Here is a 21,570-nt window from a genome sequence, read left to right as displayed (position 1 = left end):
GAAATACCTACAAATTAGTATAGGGGATTCCGTTATTTCTCCGTATCTTTGCAGCCGGTTAGCACATAAATAACTAAAACGGATAAATTATGGAACGTAACAACGAAAGCTGGGCCGGCTTCAAAGGCGAACTGTGGAAGAAGGAAATCAACGTGCGTGATTTCATTCAGAACAATTATACTCCTTATACGGGAGATGATTCTTTCCTGAAGCCGTCGTCGGAGAAGACCCGCAAAGTGTGGAACAAATTGACCGAGATGTTTAAGGTGGAGCGTGAAAAAGGCGTGTATGACACCGAAACCAAACTCCCTCAAAGTATCACGACTTACGGGCCGGGTTATATAGATAAGGATAACGAAGTGGTTGTGGGATTGCAGACGGATGCTCCGCTCAAGCGTGGTATTTTCCCGAAGGGCGGTATCCGTATGGTGGAAAACAGCTTGGAAGCTTACGGTTATCATCTCGACCCGATGACGAAGGAGATTTTCACGAAATACCGTAAGACGCACAACGAAGGTGTGTTTTCAGCCTATACGGAGGAGATGTTGGCGGCCCGTCGGTCGGCTATCATCACCGGTTTGCCGGATGCGTACGGTCGTGGCCGTATCATCGGTGACTATCGTCGTGTGGCTTTGTATGGTACTGCACGTTTGATTGAGGACAAGAAGCAGTTCCAAAAACGCCTTGACATTCAGGAACTGAATGATGAAATCATCCGTAACCGTGAAGAGGTCACGGAACAGATTCATGCTTTACAGGATTTTGAGAAGATGTGTGCCGCATACGGGTTCGATGTGACCCGTCCGGCCAAGGATGCCCGCGAAGCCGTGCAGTTCGTATATCTGGCTTATCTGGCCGCTGTGAAGGACCAGGACGGTGCGGCCATGTCCATAGGGCGTACTTCTACTTTCCTCGACATTTATATAGAGAAAGACATCCGCGAGGGGAAACTGACGGAGGAGGAAGCGCAGGAACTGGTGGACCAGATGATCATCAAATTGCGTATCGTACGGTTCTTGCGTACGCCCGAATATAACGACTTGTTTTCCGGCGACCCGGTATGGGTGACGGAATCGTTGGGCGGAATGGGCATCGACGGCCGCACGTTGGTGACGAAGACTTGCTTCCGTTACCTGCATACGCTCTACAACCTCGGGCCGGCTCCGGAGCCGAACTTGACGGTGCTGTGGGCGGACAAATTGCCGGAGAACTGGAAGAAGTTCTGTGCCAAGGTTTCTATCGACACTTCGGCCATCCAGTATGAGAACGACGACCTGATGCGTGTGGATTACGGTGACGACTATGGCATTGCCTGCTGCGTGTCTCCGATGAAAATCGGCAAGCAAATGCAGTTCTTCGGTGCTCGTGCCAATCTGGCCAAGTGCTTGCTTTATGCCATCAACGGCGGGCGCGACGAGCGTACCGGTGTGCAGGTGGCTCCCAAGTTCGAGCCGATTACGAGCGAATATCTCGACTATGGCGAGGTGATGGAGAAGTACGAGCAGATGATGCGTTGGTTGGCCAAGGTGTACGTGAACGCCTTGAAGATTATCCACTATATGCACGACAAGTATGACTATGAAGCATACGAAATGGCTCTGCACGACGGCGATGTGCAACGTATCCGTGCTACCGGTATTGCCGGTTTGTCCATCGTGGCCGACTCTTTGGCTGCCATCCGCGATTGCAAGGTGAAGGTGATTCGTGACGAACGCGGCCTGGCCGTGGACTTCGAGCGTGAAGGCGAGTATGTTCCTTACGGCAACAATGACGACCGCACGGATGCCATCGCAGTGGAAATCACGGAGAAATTCATGAATTACCTCCGTCAGCACGAGACTTACCGCAATGCGGTTGCCACGCAGTCCATCCTGACGATTACCAGCAATGTGGTGTATGGAAAGAAAACCGGTACGACTCCCGACGGCCGCCAGGGCGGTACTCCGTTTGCACCGGGGGCTAATCCGATGAACGGGCGTGACGTGAAAGGAGCCGTTGCGGCTTTGGCTTCGGTGGCCAAGCTTCCGTTCCATCATGCACATGACGGTATTTCTTATACCTTTGCCATTTCTCCGGCTACGTTAGGTAAGGAACGTGACATTCAGGTAAGCAATCTGGTCGGACTGTTGGATGGTTATTTCACTCCGGACGGTGGCCAGCATCTCAACGTCAATGTGTTCGACAAGGATCTGTTGGTGGATGCGATGGAACATCCTGAGAAATATCCGCAGTTGACCATCCGCGTGTCCGGCTATGCCGTGAACTTTGTGAAGCTGACGCGTGAACAACAGTTGGATGTCATTTCGCGTACCATCAACCACTCTTTGTAATATAAAGGATATGGAAAAACCATTAGTGGGTAAAATACATTCACTTGAGAGTTTCGGGACCGTTGACGGTCCTGGAATTCGTTTTGTGACTTTCCTGCAAGGTTGTCCGCTTCGTTGTCTGTATTGCCATAATCCGGACACTTGGGATGCCGGTCGTCCTCCCCGTTATCAAATGACTCCGGAGGAATTGCTTGCCGAAGTACTCAAGGTGCGCAGTTTCATAGCCCGTGGAGGGGTGACGTTGACGGGGGGCGAACCTTTATTGCAGGCTGATTTCTGTCGTGAGTTTTTTCGTCTCTGCCGTGAGGAAGGTCTTCATACGGCATTGGACACTTCAGGAGCCGTGTTCAATGAGCGCGTATGTGCTGTGCTGGATTATACGAATCTGGTGCTTCTCGACATTAAGGCGCTTCGCCCTGAACTTTGCAGGAAAGTCAGCGGAAGTGACGGACGGAATGCCCGGGCGTTGCTTGACGAGTTGGAAAGGAGGGGTACGGAGGTTTGGATTCGTCATGTGGTGGTACCCGGTCTGACGGACGACGACACGCTGCTGGATGAACTGGTCGAGTTTGTACGACATTACAAGGTTGTGCGCAAAATAGAATGGTTGCCTTATCATACAATGGGGGTATTTAAGTATAAGGAACTCGGGTTGGACTACCCGTTGGCCGACGTGCCTCCTCTTGCCCGGGAAAGGATAGAAGCCATTAAAAAACGTTTTGAGGGCATCTTCCCGTGCTGATGTGTGCGTATGGTGATGTATAATTTCTTTATTTTTATACTCCTTTGCGTAACATGTTGTAATTCATGCTGGTAAGTGCGGCGAATCATTCTGCGCCAAATGAAAAATCAATCACAGCCAAATGAAAAATCGTTTGGCTGTGATTGATTTTTCATTTGGCTGAGATTGATTTCAGGGCTTCTGTGAGGCTGTCCCCTGTTGTGCTTTTTTCTTGTGGTATATGCCTTGGCAGTTGTTCTAAAAGTAGGGATTATTTTTCCAAATAGTCTGAAACGGACTTTTTGTGTGTTTCGTATTGCTTCTTTTTCTATCTTTGATATTCAAAAGCGTTTTTTATGAGCAGAATATACAATTCCGTCGTTGGCCTACTTTGCGGGATGGGGATATTGTCTTCTTGCGAAATCATCGAATATCATCCCTACGATACGCGTATAGAAGGAGAGGTCGGGCTGACGGAGAAGAACATCCGTTTGATTGAAGACAAGATGCGGGGAAGGCGTGAGTTCCGCTTTGCCATGATCAGCGACACCCAACGTCGGTATGACGAGACGAAAGAAGTCGTGAATATCATCAATAACCGCGGTGACATTGATTTTGTGTTGCATGGCGGCGACGTGGCGGATTTCGGCGAGACGAAAGAATTTTTATGGGCACGGGATTTCTTGAATAAGTTGCGGGTGCCGTATGTTTGCCTGTTGGGGAATCATGATTGTCTGGGGACGGGGTTCGATGTATATCTGAAAGTTTTCGGAGAGGATAATTTTGCTTTTACGGTGGGCAACGTGCGTTTTATCTGTTTGAATACCAACGCGCTTGAATATGATTACAGTCATCCGGTGCCCGATTTCAATTTTATGGAGGATGAATTGAGGAATATGCCGGCGGGCATAGAGAAAACCATTGTAGCCATGCACGTGCCACCCGGCGACGGGGAGTTCAACAACAATGTGGGGCGTGCCTTTGAACACTATGTGACCAGTTTTCCCCGTATGCAGTTTTGTCTGTTCGGCCACATCCACCGTTGGGCTGAAGAAGAGTTTTTTGAGGATGGAGTCGTATATTACGGATGTACGACAGTCGGGAAGCGAGGGTATTACGTCATTACCATAAAAGAAGAAGGATATGAAATTGAACGTTGCGATTTTTAGTATATGGCTTTCGGCTGGCATGCCTTCTTGGGTAATGGGGCAGGGTGTGACGGAAGCGGCATCGGATACAGTTCCGACACGCTATGAGAAAATGATGACACGCCGTATGGAAGGGTGGAAACGTTTGATTCCCGACCATTACAAGATACAGTTTGCGGGAAGTATCGGTGTCGTTTCAATCGGTACGGGATGGACCTACGGGAAGAAGCAGCAGTGGGAGACAGATATCATGTTGGGCTTTTTGCCTAAATTTGAAAGTGAACATAATAAGGCCGTTTTCACTCTGAAACAGTCGTATTTGCCTTGGCGGTTACGCGTGAAAGAGAGTGCGTGGGTGATTCAGCCTTTGTCATGCAGTTTGTTCTTGTCCTCCGTATTGAGCGATAAGTTTTGGACGCATGAGCCAGACCGTTATCCTAAAGGATATTACGGTTTTTCTACCCGTATTCGTGCCAATCTTTCTTTGGGTCAGCGTGTGATGTACGATGTGCCGGATGTATCTAATTGGTGGATACAGGACATTTCTTTGTATTATGAATTAGGAGCTTGCGATACCGATTTCTGTACCTTTTTTGGTGACCGCAGTATCAAATTTAAAGAAATTTTAAGTCTGGCTGTCGGTATAAAACTGCATATTTAACTTCTCCTATTTGCGGGCGTACTTAAAAGTCAGTATCTTGCGTCTTGTTAGAATCCCTTTTTTCAGGTATTGTACGAATGGCGGAAAGTGATGAACTTTGCCATAGAAAAAGATGTTTAATTAAAAACAAAAGTAAATATGAAAATCAAATCAATTAAAGGACGTGAGATATTGGACTCCCGTGGTAATCCGACAGTAGAAGTAGAGGTGGAGTTGGAATGCGGCGTGGTGGGCCGTGCATCAGTTCCTTCAGGAGCTTCTACGGGCGAGCACGAAGCCTTGGAATTGCGTGACGGAGATAAAAAACGTTACGGAGGTAAAGGCGTGTTGAAGGCTGTGGAAAATGTGAATAAGGTAATTGCTCCGGCCTTGGTGGGCTATAGTGCTTTGGAACAGCGTGCCATCGACCACAAGATGTTGGCACTCGACGGCACGAAGACAAAGTCTAATTTAGGTGCCAATGCCATTCTCGGGGTGTCGTTGGCTGTGGCTAAGGCTGCTGCGGAATATTTGGACATTCCTTTATATCGTTATATTGGCGGCGTGAACACATACGTGATGCCCGTCCCGATGATGAATATTATTAACGGAGGTTCGCATAGCGATGCGCCGATAGCTTTTCAGGAATTCATGATTCGTCCGGTGGGTGCTCCTTCTTTCCGTGAGGGTTTGCGGATGGGGGCTGAAGTGTTCCATGCCTTGAAGAAAGTGCTTCACGACCGTGGACTCAGTACGGCAGTAGGCGATGAAGGCGGTTTTGCTCCTTCGTTGGATGGCACCGAGGATGCTCTTGAATCCATAATCGCAGCCATTAAATCTGCCGGCTATGTACCGGGCAAGGATGTGATGATCGGTATGGACTGCGCTTCCTCCGAGTTCTATAAAAATGGAGTGTACGATTATACCATTTTCGAGGGTGAAAAGGGTAAGAAGCGTACTTCAGACGAGCAGATCGCTTACTTGGAAGAATTAATCACGAAGTATCCGATTGATTCTATTGAAGACGGTATGAGCGAGAATGACTGGGACGGTTGGAAGAAGTTGACGGAGCGTATCGGCGGACGTTGCCAGTTGGTGGGCGACGACTTGTTTGTGACCAACGTGGACTTCTTGTCCAAGGGTATAGCCATGGGGTGTGCCAATTCCATCTTAATCAAGGTGAACCAGATCGGTTCGCTCAGCGAAACTTTGGATGCCATCGAGATGGCTCATCGTCATGGTTATACAACGGTTACTTCCCACCGTTCGGGAGAGACAGAGGACGCTACGATTGCCGATATCGCTGTGGCTACGAACAGCGGCCAAATCAAGACCGGTTCTTTGAGCCGTTCCGACCGTATGGCCAAATACAACCAGTTGCTCCGTATCGAGGAAGAACTGGGGGATTTGGCTGTGTATGGTTATAAGCGCATCAAGTGAGACTTTACGTATTGTGATTGAATGAAAAAAGAGTTGCTTCGGGAGATATTTTACCGAATGCAACTCTTTTTTTGCAAGAAAAACAGGGAGGCATGGCTTTTCATATCTTTGTTTTTCCTAACTTTGTTTGCACCTTAAAAATTAAAGGCCATGCCACGGATAAAGGAAGGGTTCAAGGGAGAACGGATAGTTGTCTTGCCGGGATTTTTGATAGAAGAGTTGAAGCGCGACCCTTTGGGCCGCGAGCTTTACATCACGGATATCGGTTATTATCCGCATGCTGGTTTTCATTATTGTGAGCGGAAAGAGGAGGATTCCAATGAGTTTGTGCTGATTTATTGTGTAGAGGGGGAGGGATGGTTCGAACTGGACGGTAAGCGTTATGACGTTGGGGCCAACCAGTTTTTCATTTTGCCCAAATATAAGGCGCATGCTTATGGCAGTAAGGCTGAGAATCCTTGGACGATTTACTGGATTCATTTCGATGGCGCGAAAGCCGCCTTTTTCAGTGTGGGTTTCAGTAAGCCGCATGATATTTCACCGGCAGAACATTCCCGTATCAAAGAACGTCTGATGCTGTTTGAAGAAATTTATGCTTCGGTCAGTTCTGGGTATAACAAAAACTACATGTTGTATGCCACGACGAGCCTTTTCCACTTCTTAGGTTCCATGAAGTTTCTTGGAGAATACCGTGAGTGCCGTTTTGCGGGTGTGCAGGAAAAACGAGACGTGGTGCAGCGTGCCATTCATTTCATGCAGGAAAACTTGAATAAGAAAATCCGTCTGACGGATATTGCCCGCGAAGTGAAACTTTCCCCGTCTTACTTCTCCAATGTCTTTGAGGACAAGACCGGTTCTCCCCCTTTGCGTTATTTGGGATACCTCCGCATTCAGGAAGCCTGTCATTATTTGGATTTCACAGAGTTGAAAATCAGTCAGATCAGTCCGTTGGTCGGTTATGAGGATTCGCTTTACTTTTCCCGACAGTTCACGAAATACATGGGCATGTCGCCGTCGGAATATAAATCAAAGAAGAAAGGGTAAGATTTTAAATAATTATATATTTGAGGAACGAGACATGAATACGAAAGCTCTATTATCTTTAGTAGCAGGCATTTCCCTGCTTTACAGTTGCCATACAGCGCCTGTTTCCCGTGAAGGAGAAACGGGGGCGGCAGACAGTGTGGTGGTAAAAAATGAAGTCGTGAATACGATTCTACAGCGTCGCAGCATCCGGAAATACAAGCCGCAACCGATAGAGAAGGACAAGTGGGCACAGATAGTGGAATGTGGAGTGTATGCTCCCAACGGGAAAGGACTGGAATCGTGGGAAGTGCGTGTCGTGGACAATCCCCGTTTGTTGGCTTCGATAGATTCGGCTTACAGCCGTTTCATGGGGAAAGGACAGGAGGAAACCACTCTTCGAGCGGCATACGGTGCACCTGTGTTGGTATTTATCGCATGCGATACGACTTATGATTTGTCGCAGGTGGATTGCGGACTATTGGGCGGAAACATGATGATTGCGGCACAATCGTTAGGGATTGGTTCATGTTGCTTGGGTGGTATTTGCCGTTTCCTGAATGAACCGGAAGGTCGTGAATTGCTTGATGAATTGGATTTTCCCGAAACGCATAAATTACTTTATGCCATAGCTTTCGGTTATCCGGATGAAGAACCTTCTCCCAAACCTCGTGATATGAACAAGGTCCGAACGGTTGAATGATGCGGTTTTTGTTGATTGGAGATTAAAGAACGAGAAGTATGAAACGTTTTTATATACTGGGGGTAGCCATGGGAATGAGTGCATTTTTGAGCAGCCTTTTCGGTTGCCATGTTTCGGACGGGGATTTCCGTTCGCTTTCCGTAGCGGAATTCAAAGAATACATTGCCGATACGGCGGTCGTGCGTTTAGATGTACGTACGGCTGAAGAATATGCGGAGGGACATATTGCCGGGGCGGTGAATATAGACGTGTTACAACCGGATTTCAAACAGAAGAGCAAGGCCGTTTTACCGAAAGGCAAGACCATAGTCTTGTATTGCCGGAGTGGGAAGCGCAGCAAGAAAGCAGCACGGATTCTGAGTGAGCTTCATTATAAGGTGGTGGAGCTTGACGGTGGATACATGGAATGGACGAAGGCCGGACAGTGACGGGACAAGTCTTGAAACGGATGAGTCCGGGGGGCCAGTGAAAAGAAGAGACTATTTGGGGTGAAAAAATGACTGTAATTTCGCGATAAACTTGCATATAATGGCTCTTTTCATTATCTTTGCACTCGATTTCAAGGAAATCATGCGGAAATAGCTCAGTCGATAGAGCACTAGCCTTCCAAGCTGGGGGTCGCGGGTTTGAGTCCCGTTTTCCGCTCATGTAAGACTTGCTGTTTTTAGCAGGTCTTTTTTGTTGTATTCGTGAGGTAAATGCTATTTACCCGGATAGCCCCGTTATAACGTTTAATGCAATGTAGTCGTGCAAAGTCTTGATATGTGCCATAAAATATCGTTAATACTTTATCTTTAATCCATAATATGATTGTTGGAATTGTGTGAATATAGTATATTTGTGTGGAGTACAAGTAATGAAAGATAAAAGTATGCTCTTTTGATATAGATGATAAATCAAAATGGGATGAAGAGGTTTCATGGCTTTGTGAGATGTGTAGATAGTTTACGGGACTGATTGAAAAAATAAAAATAGTATGATATGATAGAGCAGGTTGTAATAAATAATTATAAGTCGATAAGGGATTTGTCTTTACCCTTAAACCGATTGAATGTGCTCATTGGTTCAAACGGTGTGGGTAAAAGTAATTTTATCTCATTTTTTGAATTGACGAAAGCCATATATGAGCAACGGTTCGGAAGTTATACTTTGTCAAAAGGTGGTATTGACAGCTTGTTGTATCGTGGAAGGAAGGTATCTCCTTCCATCCATGGATTATTAGATTTCGATAATAATAATGCTTTCTTTTTTGAAATAAAACCCGCGCAATCCAATAAGGGATTTATAGAAAAAACGGGGGATTATTTCAATAATTTCCATACAGAAGGTAAGGATTATGCGGAATGGAATAAGACGCTATGGGATTCCGCTGTTGAAGAATCTTCTTTAATCCAAAATCTCAAATGGAGGGCCGGTTATTTAAAGAAATATTTGAGTAGCTTTACGGTATATCATTTTCATGATACCAGTGCAAGTTCTCCTATGCGTGGAGATTGTAATATCAATGATAACGAATGCCTTCGTGACAATGGTTCTAATTTAGCGGCATTTCTCTATTCTATGATGCAAAATGATGAAACTAATTTTCGGTTGATAGAAGGAGTGGTAAGTTCGATTGCGCCCTATTTTAAGTGTTTCAAGTTACGTCCGGATGTAAATGATAAGGAAAGAATACGCTTGGAATGGGAAGAAAAGGAGACAGATATGTATCTTAACGGATACAGTTTTTCGGATGGGACTTTACGTTTTATTGCTTTAGCCACTTTACTGTTGCAATCGAAAACCCCCGAGGTTATTGTGATTGATGAGCCCGAGCTTGGTTTGCATCCTGCTGCTATAAATAAGTTTGCCGAACTTGTCAAACGTGCATCCAATAAGAGTCAGATTATCTTATCCACACAATCTACAAATTTAGTGAATTGCTTTGATGTGAAAGATATTATAGTTGTGGATAGGATTGAGAGCCAATCTGTTTTTAGGCATTTGTCAGAGGAGGATTTGGCGACATGGATGGATGAATACGATTTGTCAATTAGTGATTTGTGGGAGAAGAATATGATAGGAGGACAGTTATGAGACGTGTATATATTGTTGTGGAAGGACAAACTGAGCAGGAATTCGTCAATACTGTTATTTCTCTTTATTTACAAGAATTTGGCGTATTCAATATTACTCCGGTTTTGATCCGGACCAGTAGGAACGGGAGAGGTGGAATGGTGAATTACCAGCATTTATGGAATACCGTCAAATCGCTTTTGGGATCTTCAAGGAATGATTTTGTTGTAACTACATTCATCGACTTTTTCAGGATACCTAACACCATGCCGAGGTATGAAGAATGTATGGCGAAAGCCAGTAAAATAGAGCGTGTCAAAGCACTGGAAAGCGCTATGAATGAACATATCGGAGATAGACGTTTCTTTTCTTATATCCAGTTACATGAATTTGAGGCTCTTTTGTTTTCTAATAATAATGGTTTTGAGTACTACTTCTCAGAAGAATGTGCTAAAAAAACAAATAATATTGTTTCCTCGTATGAAAATCCGGAAGATATAAATTCATCTCCAGAGGGAGCACCTTCTAAAAGATTGTTGGCCTTGAAATCTGATTATAATAAAGTGTTGGAGGGAAACTTAATAGCACTGGAGGTGGGGATAATGAGTATGCTTGAAAAATGTCCGAGATTCAATAGGTGGATAACCCAAATCATTGACACCTGTAAAGTATAGGTTGAATGAGGTTCGGGGCATATTGTATGAAGGCAGAAAGTCGGTTGTTTATATCTGATGATTTTATAGCGTTTGGAAAAAGCCAACACGCATTTTTGGGCGTGTTGGTGATGTGAAGTCTTATTCCGTATCGAACCGGAACACCGTAGTTTGCCGATATTCCTCCCCAGGACGCAACAGGCAGGAGGGGAAATCGGGATGCGATGGTGTGTCGGGATAGTATTGCGCTTCGAGGCAGACGGCGGTGTCGGGATGGACGTAATAACCGGCTGTGTAGAGCAGTACGGAGGGCAGGTTGGTTTTTACCGTCAGGCTGCGGCCCGTGGTGGGCTCGGACAACCGGGCGGCCTCCACCATGTCGGGAGACTTTTCCGTTTTCAGTACGTAACAGTGGTTGTAACCTTTGTTCCATTTCAGTTGCTTATGGTTGGCATATAAGTCCTGTCCGATGGGTTTGGCAAAAGTGAAATCGAAAGGCGTGCCGTCCACCTTCACCTGTTTACCCGTGGGAATGAACTGCGGGGTGGTGTCCAGCATCGTATGTGAAGGGATGCGCAATACATGTCCCGTGATTTTCTCTCCTTTGTCACCCAAATTGAAGTAGGCATGGTTCGTCAGGTTCAGGTAGGTCGCCCTGTCTGTTGTTCCATAGTAGCGGATGGACAGCTCGTTGTCATCGTTCCAACGGTATTCCACCGTGATACGCACGTTGCCCGGATAACCGCCTTCTCCATCGGGGGAAAGCCGCGTGAAGTGCACGCCTTCATCCAAAACTTCCCAGTCCCACAGCATGCGGTCGAAGCCGGAGAAGCCGCCATGGTTGGTGTTCTGCCCGTCGTTTTTTTCCAGTTCGTAGGTTTGCCCGTCGATGCAGAGGCGTGCGCCTCCGATGCGGTTGGCAAAACGGCCCACGATGGCTCCCATGTAGAACTCGTCCGACAACAGGTCGGTCGGGCTGACGAGCACATTCGCCATCTCTCCGTGTTTGTCCGGCACGATGGCAGAAAGCCAACGGGCACCCCAGTTGGTCAGTTCAACCACGGCTCCGGTTGAGTTTGTCAACCGGAAGCCGTAGACCGGGGCGCCCGTCGGCATATTACAGATCACTTGTGTGTTTATTCGCATAATTCACGATGGATTTGTGCACCTTGGTGGTTGATGTCCAAAGCGCGTGCCTTGTCCAAGTACTCGATGGCGTGTACGCGGTCTTCCAATCCTAAATAGCCCAATCCCATGACATAGTTGCAGTGGATGGCGTTGCGTTTGTCCAGATTGTCCTCCCAGATGGCCAGGTCGGGCAACGATACGGCAAAGTAGTCTATGCGGCAGTGGTCGAACAAGTGTTTCTCACCATGCTTGATGAGCTTGTTGAAGCGTCCGCGTGCCTTGCTTTCCTCGCCCAATGCGCGCCAAGCCAGTCCCTGATAGAAAATCTTGTCTGGTTGCGCATCGTTGTAGAAAAACGCCTGTTGCGGTTCGGCAGAGCCTTGGGTGGCCTTGTGCAACCAAAGTTTGGCGTTTTCTTCATCTCCCAGTCCGCGGTAAGCCAGTCCTTTGTAGTACCAGATGTCGTTTTCTTCTGCATTGATGAGTTTGCCTTCGCCCAAGTTGTACGGGTATTGGTCTGTGGCCTGCAACAAAGCCAAAGCGTCGGCGTAGCGGTGTTCGCGCAGGGCGATTTTGGCCAGTTCCACATGGCAGATGGTGTATTGCCCCGTGATTTTTCCTTCACCGCCTTCCCACGGATGGAATTTGCGGGCGGCAATCAGTGCCTTGGCCTCTTCATAGCGTCCTAATTGGTTGTAGAGCGTGATGCGCTCGATGGACAGGTCGTCGCGGCTTTCCGTTTCGGCCGGATGGGCTTCGAGGAATGCGAGACGTTCCGCTTGCGGACGTCCGAGCCGTTTGTAGAGCTGGTCCAATTCCATCAGGATGCGGGCGTCGCTTTCGTCGAGGCGGTAAGCCTTCTCCAGTGTTTCCACCGCCTTCTGCGAATCGTTGCGTTTGTTGTAGTAAGCCAACGAGAGGTTGCGCCATACGGTAGGGAACGCCGGGTCGATAGCGGCCGATGCTTCCCAGCATGCGATGGCGTTGTCGTATTGCCGTGCGGCATACCAGAAATTGCCGAGGGCGTAGGCCGCTTTGGCACAGGCTTCGTGGTTCTCTTTCATGGCATCCTGCAACACCAATACTTCTTCGATGCGGTTGGGGAAGCAGTAAGAATGGTCGTCCTGTTCGGCCTTTTTGTAATATTCGAGCGCCTTGACCGTGTCGCCTTTACGCGAGTGGCAGTAACCCAACGCGTAATGTACCATCGGGTAAACTGAGCTTTGTGTGGCGGCGTAACCCTCCAACAGGTTGATGGCCTCGTCGTAAAGCCCGGCCTGTGCGAAGTCGAGTGCGTATTCTATGTAGACGTGGGCTGCGCCTCGCATCAGTTGCTGCATTTCCTTCAGTACGTTGTCGTCGTCCGTGAGGAGATATTGCTCGAAGCGGCATCCCATGTTGAAGCGGTCTATCTTGAGCGATTCCGCTATCAGTTCGAGGGCTTCTTCCTTACGTCCCAAGTGGCGTAGGATGGAGACTTTCAGTTGGCGTGCCTTATGGTGGTGCCAGTTGCGTACGAGCGAGCGGTCTATCAGGTCGAGGGCTTTCTCGAAGTTGCCCCGGCGGCAGTCGATGGCGGCCAAGTTGTAATAGGCGGCATCCTGCCAAGCGGCATTCCAGGCCGATTTGAAGAACGCGTCGTATGCCTCGTCCGTTTTGTCCTGCATCAGACAGCTCCAACCCAGATTATAATACGGTTCACCGTCGTAAGGGTTCGGATTGCGTTCCGTCAGGGTCTCGACGGCTTTGCGGAAATAACCTTCGGCCTTGGCGAATTGTCCCTTGCGCATCAGGAGCAACCCCATGGCGTTGTTGCAACGCACGTCGCCCGGTTCGCGGCTCAGTGCTTCTTCATAGTAGTCCATCGGGTTGTAAGTCGCGTGGCGGTATTGCTCCAAATGGAGTCCCGTGAGGTAGAGCTGTTCGATGGACGCGATGTCCTTCGGGTCTTTGGCGGCCTTGGCCGGATCCGGTACGGGCTTGATTTCCGGTTTGTCGGCCTGATAGCTTACCAGGATGCGGCCCTCGTGGTTGCGGATTTCAACCAGGATGTCTTCGTCTTTCAAGCCCTCGGCGGCAAATTCAGCTTGGAACGGTTCTGCCGGAGAGATGGAGATGACTTTGTCGAAAAGGGTGCCGCCGTTCACGTTGTCCTTGACGAACACATGCACGTCCTTGTTCACTCCGGTGGTATACAGGATGACTTTGCCTTTTCCCTCCTTGACTTCCATGTTCAGCAACGCGTCCTTGGTAGCATTCTTCACGTAGCCCACCTCAGCGTAGGGCATGAAGTATTGTTTCCACGACTTTTCCTCGTAGGGTTGCAACCACGTGAAGTCCGGCTGGTTGTCGGTGTACATGCCTGTCATCAGTTCGATGTACGGGCCGTCCTCGTCCGTCAGGTTACGGTCCCATGCGCGTCCGAAGTCGCCGTTGCCCCATGTCCATTGCTTCTTTCCCGGCGACACATGGTGGTCGGCTACGTGGAGCAATCCGCCTTTCACGTCCTCTTCATATCCGCCCACGAAGTCGAATTTCGATTGAATGGCCATGTAGGATGTCGGCACGGGGATATTCTTGTATTTCGAGATGTCCACACCGGCGGAATAGTCTTGTTTGTAGTAAGTGCCCGTGGCGATGGGGAACGACGACACGTCACGCTTGCCATGGTCGAACACGGCGTTCACGTCGGGCGGGAACACCGAGTGGTAGTGGTCGTTGACCACCACGGCCGGGTTGGCCCACCACAGGAACGTCTGCGGGAAAGACGTACGGTTGTAAATCTTCACGTTGATTTCGATGTACGACTTGCCCGGATAGAGCGTAAAGCCCTGCATCCCTTTGGTGCGGAACATGCGTTCCACTTCGTTGCACCATACCGTCTTGCTGCCGTCGGCATGCTCCTCGATGGAGAAGTCCGTGGGCAGGAACGTGGACGGGCGGTGGTGTTGCGGCCAGTTGAACTCGATACCGCCCGAAATCCACGGGCCGGTCAGGCCGACGAGTGCGGGCTTCACCACTTGGTTGTAGTACACGAAGTGGCGTTGCTTCACCTTATCGTAGGCCATGTGGATGCGTCCGCCCAGTTCCGGGAGTATCATCACCTTGATATATTCGTTCTCGATGAAGAGCGCATGGTAAAGCTTGTCTTTCTTCTCGTCGGAGATTTTCTCTACCACGGGATAAGGATAGACCACGCCGCTGCTGCCTTGGTAGACACGTTTCTCCAAGAAAATCGGATTCTTTTCTTCCTTGCCGATTTCGTAGGTGGGGAGCAGGATGTCCTCTTCCCATGCACGCACCTCGGAGGTGTTCACCGTGCTTTGAATCAAATAGGATGTGATTTTTTCCATGATGTATGAAGTTATTGGATAAGTTCGTGTTCGATTTCTTCCAGACTCTTGCCTTTCGTTTCAGGCAGGCGGCGCCATACGAAGATGCCACCGGCGAGGCAGATGATGCCATAGAGCCAGAACGTCCCGGCTGCGCCCAATCCGCTGTTCAGCACCGGGAAGGTGTACGTCAGGATGAAGCAGGCGGCCCAAAGGGCGAAGGTACATACCGACATGGCTACGCCCCGTATGCGGTTGGGGAATATTTCGGAGATGATGACCCACATGGTCGTAGCCAGCGTCATGGCGTAGCAGGCGATAGCGGCCACCACGATGACGAGCAGCATGACTCCGCTGATATGGAACCAGTAGGCTGCACCCATGAAGGCATAAATCAGTGTCAGGCCGAACGCCCCGAAGAGAGTCAGGGCTTTGCGTCCCCAACGGTCTACCACGCACATGGCCAATACTGTGAAAATCACGTTGGTCACTCCCGTCACCACGATGTTCATCAGCACGTCGGACACGCCGTAACCGGCTGCCATGAAGATTTCCTGGGCATAGTTGAAGATGACGTTGATGCCGCACCACTGTTGCAACACGGCCATCACCACGCCGATGAGCAGGATTTTGCGCATCGAGGGGTGGAGCAGTTGTTTGAATCCGCCTTCCACGGTTTTCTCTCCTGCGGCGGCTTCTATGGCTGCCAGTTCTTCACGGGCATGGGCCTCGCCGCCTATCTTCGCGAAGATGCCGAAGGCTTTCTCCTTGTACCCCGATGAGGCCAGCCAGCGCGGGCTTTCGGGCAGGACGAAACTGAAGACGAAGAAAAGGGCTGCGGGTACGACCATGGCCCAGAACATCCACCGCCATCCCATTTGTCCGTTCCACGACAGGCGTATCATCTCGGCTGTGGCGTGGTCGGCCACCGGTTCGGCAATCTGCCAGTTGACGATTTGTGCGCTAAGGATTCCCAGTACTACCGTCAACTGGTTGATGGACACGAAACGTCCGCGCAAGTGGGCCGGGGCGATTTCCGCTATATACATAGGAGAAAGGCTCGAAGCGATGCCGATGGCGAATCCGCCGATGAGGCGAAACACGTTGAACAGTCCGAACGTGTCGGCGGCACCCGTGCCCACGGCCGTACAGATGAATAGTCCGGCGGCCAGTATCAATATGGGTTTACGGCCTAATTTGTCGCTCAGCTTGCCCGCGCTCAACGCGCCGATGAGGCAGCCGATCAACGCACTACTCATGGCCCACCCTTGAAGCGAAGGGCTGTCGGCAATCTGGAAGTATTGTTCATAAAAAGGTTTGGCGCCACCAATTACGACCCAGTCGTAACCGAAAAGGAAACCGCCCATGGCGGAAATCAGCGCAATCAGAAACAGGTAAAGATTTGTTTTTGTCTTCATGATTGTAGAAATGGTTTAAGAAATATTTTCTGGGTGCAAAGTAACGCGGTTTTTGCGGTTCCGGAAATGGATAGAATCACTTATGATATGGACAATTTTGCGGTGGGGTGTTTTTGTGCGGCCGGGCGACGGTTCGGGGTATGGGCGACGCAGTGGCTTATTTTGACAAAGGGAGAACGGCGAATCGTTTGGCGCAGAACGGAAAATCAATCTCTTGAGAACGGAAAATCGTTTGGCGCAGAACGGCGAATCGTTCTCAGGAGAAAATTTTGTAAATCATAAATCGTTGTATCATAGTGTGTTATTGATGGAGATCCTATTGGGCTTCTACTCTAAAAAATATTGACTTTGGAGCGAATTTGTTTGTTTTTGACGAGAATTTCGGACAGAGGCAAGGTTTTCTTTTCGTACTTTTGTATGCTGAGTTATACTACTTGAATATCATACAAAATATCATGGAAATAAAGTTGAATTTGAAGCAGGCCGGAGTACTGGCCATAGCGGCCACGGCGGCTTTGAGCGTGCAGGCTCGTGGAGGAAAACGCTTGTCGGAGTATGTGAACCCGTTTATTGGGGCTACGACGAACACACAAATGGCCAAGGCCGAACATGGGTTGGGAAAGACCTTTCCCGGTGTGGCCACGCCGTGGGGCATGACGCAGGTCAGCCCCAATACCATTACCGGAGGCGACAACGGTTCGGGGTACAGTTATGAACATACGACCATCGAGGGCTTTGCCTTGACCCAGATGAGCGGCATCGGATGGTATGGCGATTTGGGGAATTATTTAGTGATGCCCACCACAGGACCTTTGCATACGTATCGCGGCGAGGCGGAACGTCCGGAGGAGGGCTACCGTTCGCGTTACGATAAGGAGAGCGAGACGGCACGTGCAGGATATTACGCTGTCCGCCTGACCGATTATGACATCCGGGCGGAACTGACGGCCACGCCTCACGGTGGGGTCATGCGTTTCACTTATCCGGAAAACGAATGTTCGCGCATTCAAATCGACTTGGCCCGCCGTGTGGGCGGTACGTCTGTCCGGCAGTACGTGGAGTGTGTGGATGACTATGCTATCCGCGGATGGATGCGTTGCACGCCCGACGGAGGCGGTTGGGGCAACGGGGGAGGGAAGGCCGATTATACGGTCTACTTTTACACCCGTTTCAGCAAGCCGTTGGAGCGTTACGGCGTATGGTCGGCCGAGTTTCCTGAGGGTATGGGGCGCAAGTTGGAAAACGTGACCTCGCCGGAATTTGCCGAGGCGGTGCGCCGGGCGAAGGTGACGGAACGTCCCGACCGCATGGAGGGAGACCATTTGGGATTTTATACGGAGTTCCCCACGCGCGAAGGCGAACAGGTGCTGATGCGCACGGCCATCTCCTTTGTCAGTCTGGAAGGAGCGGAGGCGAACTTCAAAGCCGAATTGAAGGGAAAGGACTTCGAACGGTATTGCGAAAAGGCGGCTGCGCTGTGGGACGAGGCCTTGTCGAAAATCAAAATCTCCGGGGGGACAGAAGATGAGCGCACGATTTTTTATACTTCGCTGTACCACACGATGATAGACCCGCGCGACTATCGCGATGTGACGGGTGAATACGTGGGAGGAGACCGGAAGGTGCACAAGACCGACGCATTCAAGAAGCGTACGGTGTTCAGCGGTTGGGATGTGTTCCGCAGCCAGTTCCCCCTGCAAAACCTTATCAATCCGGAAGTGGTGAACGACATGATCAACTCGTTTGTCACTCTGGCCGAGGAAAACGGTACGGGCGTGTACGAACGTTGGGAGTTCCTGAACGCTTACAGCGGCTGCATGTTGGGTAATCCGGCCATAGCCGTCATCGTCGATGCCTATATGAAAGGCATACGCGGATACGACGTGGAGAAAGCTTACCGCTTTGCCCGTCAGACCGCCGACCGCATCGGGCACCATCCGGAACTGGGATATTCGCCCGGCGGCAGCGGCATATCGGAAACGTTGGAATACGGATACTTCGATTGGTGTGTGGGCGAATGGGCCGAGGCTTTAGACAAGACGGAGGATGCCGGCATCTATCACCGGCGCGGACAGGCATACCGTAAAATCTTCGACAAGGAAAAGGGATGGTTCCGCGTGCGCAACGCCGACGGCTCGTGGGCGGACTGGCCGGAAAAAGGACGCTTGCAGGAGTGGTACGGTTGCATGGAGTGCAATCCCTACCAACAGGGTTGGTTCGTGCCGCACGACGTGTCCGGCATGGTGGAAATCATGGGCGGTCGCGACAAAGTGCTGGCCGATCTGGAATCCTTTTTTGAAAACACGCCGCGCGAATTCTATTGGAATCCCTATTATAATCATGCCAATGAACCCGTGCACCACGTGCCTTTCCTCTTCAACCGCTTGGGGGCGCCGTGGCTCACGCAGTACTGGACGCGTGTGATTTGTGCCGACGCTTACAAGAACAGTCTGGCCGGGCTGTGCGGCAATGAGGATGTGGGGCAGATGTCGGCCTGGTATATCCTGGCTTCTGCGGGGTTCCATCCGCTTTGTCCGGGCGAGACGCGTTATGAATTGACAGCCCCTGTGTTCGACCGTGTGGAGATCGCGCTCGACCGCCGTTATGCCAAAGGCCGTAAGTTTGTAGTCACTACGGAGGGGAATGCGCCCGATGCCTGTTACATCCAGTCGGCCACGCTGAACGGCAAGCCTTACAACCGTTGCTATATCGACCACGAGGATATCGTCCGTGGCGGTGAGTTGCACTTCGTGTTGGGGCGCACGCCGAACAAGCAGTGGGGTGTGGAATGAGCGGCCGTATGGCAAGTCATATAGGAATGGAGAGAATCGCAAAATTGTCCATGTGATAAGTGATTCTCTCCATTTCGGCTTTTAGTGAAACGGACTTACTTTGCAGACGAATAATCATTCTTAAATCTATATGGCGATATGGCTCAAAAAATCATGTTATCTTTGGCGGTATTCTTTTGCTGGACGTTTGCCCTGAAAGCGGAAGAGTACAAATTGTCTTCGCCCGACAAGAGACTGGAGGTGAAGCTCCGTGTGGAGGGGCGTACGGAATTTGAAGTGTGGTACGATAAGGTGAAGTTGGTGGAACCTTCGGTGATAGGGATGAACCTGTCCGACGGGCGTCACGTGGGAGGCGACCCCGTGACCTCTGTGAAGAAAGACCGTGTGAACCGCAAGATAGATGTCGTGGCGGGGAAAAACAAGACCCTGAAAGAGGCGTACAATGAAATCGTGCTGTCTTACGGCACGGACTACGACCTGGTCGTGAGAGCCTACAACGAAGGGTGGGCTTACCGTTTCGTGACGCACTGGGACAAGGAAATCATTATCGACAGCGAAGATGCCGTGTTCAATTTCGCTTTTACCCCTACGGTGTATTTCCCGGAGTGCGACAGCAATACCGCACCCGAGCGTGAACAGTCGGGCAAGGTGCACCAGATTCATCAGGGCTACCGTAATTTCGAGCGGCTTTACAAGGTGTATCGTTCGCCGGGTGAGATTCCGGCCGGCCGTTTTTCCGTTTCTCCGGTGCTCTTCGAGTATCCCGGCAAGCCCTACAAGGTGGTGGTGACGGAATCGGACACTTACGATTATCCCGGCTTGTATATGGAAGCCGCCGGGCAGAATTCCATGCGCGGAAAGTGGGCGGCTTACCCTAAAGAAGTGATGGACGGAGACCCGTCGAACCCTTACCGTTGGTATTCCAACCATCTGGTGATTTCACGTGAGGATTACATTGCAAGGACGGGAGGCGACCGCACGTTCCCGTGGCGCGTCATGATCGTGTCCGACGACGACAAGACGTTGTTGAACAATGAGCTGGTCTACATGCTGGCCGAACCTTGCAAGATTGAGGATACCTCGTGGATACAACCCGGAAAGAGTGCTTGGGAATGGTGGCACAAAGCCGTGGTGGAAGGCGTGGACTTCCCGGTGGGGAACAAACATCTCTCGTTGCAACTTTATAAATACTATGTAGACTGGGCTTCGGAGAACGGTATAGAATACATGACGCTCGATGCCGGATGGAAAATGGAGTACATCAAGGAATTGTGCGACTATGCCCGGGGGAAGAACGTGAAGATATTGGTTTGGACTTGGGCCAGTTGTCCGTTGGAGAATCCGAACGATTGGATCAAGCAGATGCACGAGTGCGGGGTGGCGGGTGCCAAAATTGATTTCTTCGAACGCAACGACCAGATTGCCATGCGTTGGGGGCGCGAATTTGCCGAACGGTTGGCGCAGTACCGGATGGTGGCCATCTTCCACGGTTGTCCCGTACCGGTGGGCTTGAACCGTACTTACCCCAACGTGATGAATTATGAGGCCGTGAGAGGGGCTGAATGCAATTTCTGGGAAAAGACCATCACGCCCGAATACCATACACGTTTCCCCTTCATCCGTTCATTGGCCGGACCGGAAGATTACACGCCGGGCGGCATGCGCAACGTGACGCCCGAAGAGTTCCAACCGCGTGACCGGGACAGCATCCCTCCGATGAATATGGGGACGCGTTCGCATGTCTTGTCCATGTACGTCATATTCGACCATTGGATCGGTTACCTGTGCGACGCGCCTTCGGAATATAACAAATATCCCGACATCTTGGATTATCTGTCGAAAGTTCCTTCGGTGTGGGACAAGACCCTTCCGCTCGATGCCCGTTTGGGCGAGTACATCGTGATGGCCAAACAAACCGGTAAGGATTGGTACGTGGGCGGCATGACGAACTGGACACCGCGCAGCGTGACGGTGGACTTCGGTTTCCTGAAACGCGGGAAGACCTACCGCGCCGTGGTTTTCAAGGATAAACCGGAGTCGGGCGACCATCCGACAACGTACGCCTGCGAGACGATGAATGTGGATCGGAATACGAAACTGACGTTGGATATGGCTCGTGGAGGCGGCTTTGCGATTCGTCTGACGGAAGAATGAAAGTAAGGTTTTATGCGAAAGGCCGCAGAAGGA

Annotated in this window: 15 protein-coding genes and 1 tRNA gene; 13 read left to right on the top strand and 3 right to left on the bottom strand. The window is 50.2% G+C overall.

Annotated elements, in window-relative coordinates:
• Positions 1-89 precede the first annotated feature (89 nt).
• From pflB to HMPREF9441_RS06950, 11 genes are all read left to right on the top strand, one after another.
• Positions 90-2,330, top strand: coding sequence for a formate C-acetyltransferase (gene pflB, locus HMPREF9441_RS07000; protein ID WP_008619609.1), 2,241 nt, complete (start codon positions 90-92; stop codon positions 2,328-2,330).
• A gap of 10 nt (positions 2,331-2,340) precedes the next feature.
• Positions 2,341-3,072 (top strand): pyruvate formate-lyase-activating protein, encoded by a 732-nt coding sequence (pflA, locus tag HMPREF9441_RS06995; protein ID WP_009391503.1) that lies wholly within the window; start codon positions 2,341-2,343, stop codon positions 3,070-3,072.
• 335 nt (positions 3,073-3,407) lie between these two features.
• Positions 3,408-4,220 carry a metallophosphoesterase family protein gene (locus tag HMPREF9441_RS06990; RefSeq protein ID WP_244949663.1) on the top strand — a complete coding sequence of 271 codons (813 nt, stop codon included), beginning with the start codon at positions 3,408-3,410 and terminating at the stop codon, positions 4,218-4,220.
• Positions 4,195-4,860, top strand: coding sequence for a hypothetical protein (locus tag HMPREF9441_RS06985; protein WP_008619595.1), 666 nt, complete (start codon positions 4,195-4,197; stop codon positions 4,858-4,860). Before HMPREF9441_RS06990 ends, HMPREF9441_RS06985 begins: the two co-directional genes overlap by 26 nt.
• A 138-nt stretch (positions 4,861-4,998) precedes the next feature.
• Positions 4,999-6,279, top strand: a complete 1,281-nt coding sequence (gene eno, locus HMPREF9441_RS06980) for a phosphopyruvate hydratase (protein WP_008619594.1) — start codon at positions 4,999-5,001, stop codon at positions 6,277-6,279.
• A 150-nt stretch (positions 6,280-6,429) separates the two neighbouring features.
• Positions 6,430-7,323, top strand: a complete 894-nt coding sequence (locus HMPREF9441_RS06975) for an AraC family transcriptional regulator (RefSeq protein WP_008619593.1) — start codon at positions 6,430-6,432, stop codon at positions 7,321-7,323.
• Positions 7,324-7,357: 34 nt separating this feature from the next.
• Positions 7,358-8,005, top strand: a complete 648-nt coding sequence (locus HMPREF9441_RS06970; RefSeq protein WP_008619592.1) for a nitroreductase family protein — start codon at positions 7,358-7,360, stop codon at positions 8,003-8,005.
• Positions 8,006-8,043: 38 nt separating this feature from the next.
• Positions 8,044-8,433 (top strand): rhodanese-like domain-containing protein, encoded by a 390-nt coding sequence (locus HMPREF9441_RS06965; RefSeq protein ID WP_008619590.1) that lies wholly within the window; start codon positions 8,044-8,046, stop codon positions 8,431-8,433.
• Between the two features lie 144 nt (positions 8,434-8,577).
• Positions 8,578-8,650: transfer RNA gene (locus tag HMPREF9441_RS06960), tRNA-Gly, on the top strand.
• A gap of 336 nt (positions 8,651-8,986) precedes the next feature.
• The gene (locus HMPREF9441_RS06955) at positions 8,987-10,081 is read left to right on the top strand and encodes an AAA family ATPase (RefSeq protein WP_008619569.1); all 1,095 of its coding nucleotides are present in this window, start codon (positions 8,987-8,989) and stop codon (positions 10,079-10,081) included.
• Positions 10,048-10,734 (top strand): DUF4276 family protein, encoded by a 687-nt coding sequence (locus HMPREF9441_RS06950; RefSeq protein WP_244949662.1) that lies wholly within the window; start codon positions 10,048-10,050, stop codon positions 10,732-10,734. Before HMPREF9441_RS06955 ends, HMPREF9441_RS06950 begins: the two co-directional genes overlap by 34 nt.
• Positions 10,735-10,854: 120 nt before the next feature.
• Here HMPREF9441_RS06950 and HMPREF9441_RS06945 read toward each other — a convergent pair whose 3' ends face one another.
• From HMPREF9441_RS06945 to HMPREF9441_RS06935, 3 genes are read right to left on the bottom strand one after another with little or no spacing between them, the layout of a single operon-like run.
• Positions 10,855-11,859: an aldose epimerase family protein gene (locus HMPREF9441_RS06945; protein WP_008619566.1), complete on the bottom strand. Its 1,005-nt coding sequence runs from the start codon at positions 11,857-11,859 to the stop codon at positions 10,855-10,857.
• The gene (locus HMPREF9441_RS06940; protein WP_008619565.1) at positions 11,850-15,194 is read right to left on the bottom strand and encodes a DUF5107 domain-containing protein; all 3,345 of its coding nucleotides are present in this window, start codon (positions 15,192-15,194) and stop codon (positions 11,850-11,852) included. The genes HMPREF9441_RS06945 and HMPREF9441_RS06940 overlap by 10 nt, the downstream gene beginning before the upstream one ends.
• 11 nt (positions 15,195-15,205) lie before the next feature.
• Positions 15,206-16,591: a sugar porter family MFS transporter gene (locus tag HMPREF9441_RS06935; protein ID WP_008619564.1), complete on the bottom strand. Its 1,386-nt coding sequence runs from the start codon at positions 16,589-16,591 to the stop codon at positions 15,206-15,208.
• A gap of 455 nt (positions 16,592-17,046) precedes the next feature.
• On the opposite strand from HMPREF9441_RS06935, the gene HMPREF9441_RS06930 reads away from it, so the two are divergent.
• Both HMPREF9441_RS06930 and HMPREF9441_RS06925 read left to right on the top strand, forming a co-directional pair.
• Positions 17,047-19,383: a GH92 family glycosyl hydrolase gene (locus tag HMPREF9441_RS06930; protein ID WP_172634926.1), complete on the top strand. Its 2,337-nt coding sequence runs from the start codon at positions 17,047-17,049 to the stop codon at positions 19,381-19,383.
• A 138-nt stretch (positions 19,384-19,521) separates the two neighbouring features.
• A complete protein-coding gene (locus tag HMPREF9441_RS06925; RefSeq protein WP_008619561.1) occupies positions 19,522-21,537 on the top strand; it encodes a glycoside hydrolase family 97 protein in 2,016 nt (671 codons plus the stop codon).
• Positions 21,538-21,570: the final 33 nt, after the last annotated feature.

The organism is Paraprevotella clara YIT 11840, assembly GCF_000233955.1.
Taxonomy (GTDB): Bacteria; Bacteroidota; Bacteroidia; order Bacteroidales; family Bacteroidaceae; genus Paraprevotella; species Paraprevotella clara.
The sequence above is the reverse complement of the archived record's forward strand: the minus strand, read 5'-3'. Positions and strand labels throughout refer to the sequence as shown.